Source organism: Streptomyces sp. NPDC001027 (assembly GCF_040299045.1).
Lineage (GTDB): Bacteria > Actinomycetota > Actinomycetes > Streptomycetales > Streptomycetaceae > Streptomyces.
Map to the genome: position 1 here is coordinate 1 of NZ_JBEPBI010000433.1, position 3,857 is coordinate 3,857.

Here is a 3,857-nt window from a genome sequence, read left to right on the forward strand (position 1 = left end):
CTGTCACGCCACGGTCGGGGAACGGCCTGCGGGAATCCCGTTCACCTCACGCGGACCCCGGATCGGACCAGGTCACGCGGTGAGGCGGGCGATCGCCTCGTCCACCGTGAGCTCCTCGCGCTCGCCGGTCCTGCGGTCCTTCAGCTCCAGGACGCCCTCGGCGGAGCGGCGGCCCGCCACCAGGATCTGCGGCACGCCCATCAGCTCGGAGTCGGTGAACTTCACGCCCGGGGAGACGCCGGCCCGGTCGTCGACGAGGACGCGCAGACCGGCCGCGCGCAGCTTCTCCGACACCTCGAGCGCCAGCTCGGTCTGCAGGGCCTTGCCCGCGGCGACGACGTGCACGTCGGCCGGGGCGACCTCGGCGGGCCAGCACAGGCCCTTCTCGTCGGCGGTCTGCTCGGCGAGGGCGGCGACCGCGCGGGACACGCCGATGCCGTACGAGCCCATGGTCACCCGGACCGGCTTGCCGTTCTGGCCGAGGACGTCGAGCTTGAGGGCGTCGGCGTACTTGCGGCCCAGCTGGAAGATGTGGCCGATCTCGATGGCGCGGTCCAGGTGGAGGCCCGCGCCGCACTTCGGGCAGGGGTCGCCCTCCTGGACGACGACGACGTCGACGTACTCGCCGACCTCGAAGTCGCGGCCCGCGACGACGTTCTTCGCGTGCGTGTGCTCCTTGTTGGCGCCGGTGATCCAGGAGGTGCCGGGGGCCACCCGCGGGTCGGCGATGTAGGTGACCTTCTCGCCCAGGCCCTGGGGACCGACGTAACCGCGGACCAGGTCGGGGCGGCCCACGAAGTCCTCGGCGGTGACGAGTTCGACGGCGGCCGGGGCGAAGTGCGCCTCGACCTTGCCGAGGTCGACCTCGCGGTCGCCGGGCACGCCGACGGCGACGATCTCGCCGCCCACCTTCACCAGGAGGTTCTTCAGGGTCGCGGAGGCCGGCACGCCGAGGTGGGCGGCGAGGGTCTCGATGGTGGGGGTGTCCGGGGTGGGGATCTCCTCGAGCGCGGGCACGCCGTCGGCGTCCACCGGCTTCAGCTCGTAGGCGATCGCCTCGGTGTTGGCCGCGAAGTCGCAGTTCGGGCAGTCGGCGAAGGTGTCCTCGCCGGCGCCGGCCGGGGCCAGGAACTCCTCCGACTTCGAGCCGCCCATGGCGCCCGCGGTGGCGGCGCAGATGCGGTAGTCGAGGCCGAGGCGCTCGAACACCTTCTGGTAGGCCTGGCGGTGCAGGGCGTACGACCGGGCCAGGCCCTCGTCCTCGGTGTCGAAGGAGTACGAGTCCTTCATGAGGAACTCGCGGCCGCGCAGGATGCCGGCGCGGGGGCGGGCCTCGTCACGGAACTTCGTCTGGATCTGGTAGAGGATGACCGGCAGGTCCTTGTAGGAGGACGCCTGGTCCTTCACGATCAGCGTGAAGATCTCCTCGTGGGTCGGGCCGAGGAGGTAGTCGCCGCCCTTGCGGTCCTGAAGACGGAACAGCTCGGGACCGTACTCGTCCCAGCGGCCGGTCGCCTCGTAGGGCTCGCGGGGCAGCAGCGCGGGAAGGCTCACCTCCTGGGCGCCGATGGCGTCCATCTCCTCGCGGACGATGCGCTCCACGTTCGCGAGGACCTTCTTGCCGAGCGGCAGCCAGGACCAGATGCCGGCGGCGGTGCGGCGGACGTAGCCCGCCCGGACGAGGAGCTTGTGGCTGAGGACTTCGGCGTCCGCCGGGTCGTCGCGCAGCGTCTTCGCCATCAACTGGGACATGCGCTGGACCGGTGCGTTGGCCATGGTTCTCGTACTCCTGCCGATGGGGGCCCGCCGTCCCCGGACGGGACCGGGGGCGGGGGAAGGTGGTGGCTAGGAGGTTAGCCGGGAGCGCGGCGTGCCCGGAAATCCGTTTCAGCGGCGCAGGATCCGTTTCAGCGGCGCAGGAGGGGCAGCGGGGCGCCCATCACCGCGTACGGGCGGGGGGCGCTCGGGAACAGGACGCGGCGGGCCAGATCGTGGTACCCGAGGGAGCGGTAGAGGGCGCGGGCCGGGCTCTCCGTGTCGATCGCGGAGAGGATCGAGCGGGGCTCGGTCGCGGTGTCGGTGATCATGGTGATCAGGGCCCGGCCCACGCCTCGGTTCTGGTGGGCGGGGTGGACGTGGAGCTCCGTGATCACGAAGGAGTCGTCCAGCCAGTACTCGTTGTTCTGGGCCCGCAGGTAGGGCTGGACGACGGTGGACCACCAGTGGGTGCGGTCGTTCGGCATGCCGTAGACGAACCCGGTCAGTCGGCCTTCGGGGGTGGTCGCGCCGAAGGCCCGCGCGCCCGGGCTCGTCATGTGACGCAGGACGATCTGCCGCCTGACGGCCACTTCGTCCGGACCCAGCCCGAAGGCGACGGCCTGGACGGCCAGGGCCTCGTCCACGTGGGCGGAAAGGTCCAGGGGGCCGATGGCGAGGTCCATGGCGGGGAGCCTACAGGGGCGTCAGAAGAGCACGCTCGTGAAGGCTCCGACCTCCTGGAAGCCCACCCTCGTGTAGGTGCGCCGCGCCGCCGTGTTGAAGTCGTTGACGTAGAGGCTCGCCACCGGGGCGACGTCCGCCAGGGCGTAGCGCAGGATCGCGGCCATGCCGGGGGCGGCCAGTCCCCGGCCGCGGTACTCGGGGGCCACCCACACGCCCTGGATCTGGCAGGCCTGGGAGGTCGCCGCGCCGATCTCGGCCTTGAAGACGACGTTGCCCCGGGCGTCGAGTCGGGCGAACGAGCGGCCGGCGGCGACGAGTTCGGCGACCCTGGCCTGGTAGAGCAGACCGCCGTCGCCGGCCGTCGGCGAGACGCCGACCTCCTCGGTGAACATCGCCACGCACGCCGGGATGATCGTTTCCATCTCGTCCTTGCGGACGCGGCGGACGTGGGGGTCCGGGGCGATGTCGGCGGGCATGCGGTCGGTGACCATGAGGGGCTGCCGGGCGCGGACCTCGCGGGCCGGGCCCCAGTGGGGTTCGAGGAGGCGCCACAGGCCGGTCGTCGACTCGGTGGGGCCGACGATCGAGGAGCAGCGGCGGCCCGCGCGCCGGGCGCGGTCGGCGAAGGCGCGCACGGCGCGGGGGGTGGCGCAGATCGGGACGAGGTTGGCGCCCGCGTAGCACAGGGACGTCAGCATGCCGTCCTCGTACCAGCCCCACATCTCGCCGCCGAGCCGCCACGGGTCGAGGCCCGCGATCTGGACGCGGGACGTCACGAAGGCGTTGGCGACCGGCTCGCGGTCGAGGACGGCGAGCGCGGCGTCCAGGTCGCTCGGTTCGAGGACCCGGGAGGTCGTCTGGGTCAACACGCGCGGGGGCCTCACACTCGGGTCTGGCTGGTCCCCGCACTGTACCTGCGGAAGCTTTGGCGTGCCGCCCTGCGTTCAGTGGGCGTTCGTTCGCCGTGAGCGTGGGGTTGTCGTGCCGTGCCCCGGGGCTGCGCCCCCGGACCCCCGATCGGCCCTGGACGGGCCTCGTCCTCAAACGCCGGACGGGCTGAGAATCACCGGCCGGCGTCGCCCAAGGACCGACGGGCTGAAATGCCGGCCGGCGTCATCCCAGAACCGACGGGCTGAGAAACACCGGCCGGCGTCATCCCGGGACCGGCGGGCTGAAAATGCCGGCCGGCGTCATCCCGGGACCGGCGGGCTGAAAATGCCGGCCGGCGTCATCCCGGGACCGGCGGGCTGAGGGTGTCGGTGGGGGCGGGGTCAGCCTGCTACTGATACCGACGGTTCGCCGGAGGCGATGCCTGCGGCTTCCATCTGCTCGGCCAGCTTCATGGCCTCCTCGATGAGGGTCTCGACGATCTTCGACTCGGGGACGGTCTTGATCACCTCGCCCTTCACGAAGAT

The 3,857-nt window shown here is 72.0% G+C and carries 3 protein-coding genes and 1 pseudogene; all 4 read right to left on the bottom strand.

Features of this window, described 5'->3' with window-relative positions; all coding sequences use genetic code 11:
- Window positions 1-72: 72 nt before the first annotated feature.
- A complete protein-coding gene (locus ABT300_RS42210; RefSeq protein WP_351687957.1) occupies window positions 73-1,776 on the bottom strand; it encodes a proline--tRNA ligase in 1,704 nt (567 codons plus the stop codon).
- A gap of 131 nt (window positions 1,777-1,907) precedes the next feature.
- On the bottom strand, window positions 1,908-2,441 hold the full coding sequence (locus ABT300_RS42215) for a GNAT family N-acetyltransferase (RefSeq protein WP_351687960.1): 534 nt from the start codon (window positions 2,439-2,441) through the stop codon (window positions 1,908-1,910).
- A 21-nt stretch (window positions 2,442-2,462) separates the two neighbouring features.
- Complete coding sequence (locus ABT300_RS42220; RefSeq protein WP_351687963.1) at window positions 2,463-3,311, bottom strand: GNAT family N-acetyltransferase; 849 nt, start codon at window positions 3,309-3,311, stop codon at window positions 2,463-2,465.
- Window positions 3,312-3,713: 402 nt separating this feature from the next.
- Window positions 3,714-3,857, bottom strand: a pseudogene (locus ABT300_RS42225) (flavodoxin-dependent (E)-4-hydroxy-3-methylbut-2-enyl-diphosphate synthase); the annotation flags it as partial.